1 protein-coding gene is annotated in these 687 nt (G+C 57.8%); it reads right to left on the bottom strand.

Annotated elements, in window-relative coordinates:
* A partial coding sequence (locus tag AC629_RS44635) for a site-specific integrase (RefSeq protein WP_502693126.1) occupies nucleotides 1–497 on the bottom strand: 497 nt, incomplete at its 3' end.
* Nucleotides 498–687 lie beyond the last annotated feature (190 nt).

The raw sequence follows: 687 nt of genomic DNA, 5'->3' as shown, positions 1-687 counted from the left end.
AGCAGGATCTCTCTCATCTGCTTGATCACGGGCGGTTCGAGCGCCTCGATTTTCGCCGCGACTTGCGGATCAAGAGTACCCTTGCGGCCGTAGCGTCCACGAACGTCACTGGCATGCCCGAGAATGCGGTCCCGCGTCCGCTGGGCGATGCCGTCGCTGTCAAGCCAATCGGCCATGAGATGCCGCGTGCTGTAAAGCGTCAGGTCAGCACGGCTCAACTTCAGGAACTTCTTTACGTATTGCCAGGACTTGCTAAGCGGCTGAGACCAGCGCTGCGTGCCATCCTTCCTGACGTAGACATCCCATTCCGGAAACAGGCGTTCCTCGTCCTTGTCCATCAGCTCTTGCATTCGATCGAGCAGGCCGAGCTCAATGAGCAAGGGGTGGATCGGGAATACGCGACCACCCGCATTGGTTTTCCGGTTGCGCAGATCTTTCAGAGCAACCCGACCACCGCGCGTCGAACGGCCTAAGATCAAAATAATAGAACTCGCCATCCGTTCTGATATCCGCGCATTTGAGCTGACCGACTTCGCCGGTCCGCATCCCGGAGAGAATGCAGATCAGAAATCCCCAGTAAGTCGTCTGTGAAGAACTGACGCGGCGCCCCGGCTCAAGCGATGTTTTGAGCCGGGACGGTCTCGATGAAGGCTCGAATGATGACACGCAAAAGCTCTGCGAGCCATC

The organism is Bradyrhizobium sp. NAS80.1 (assembly GCF_001908205.1).
GTDB lineage: Bacteria > Pseudomonadota > Alphaproteobacteria > Rhizobiales > Xanthobacteraceae > Bradyrhizobium.
The sequence above is the reverse complement of the archived record's forward strand: the minus strand, read 5'-3'. Positions and strand labels throughout refer to the sequence as shown.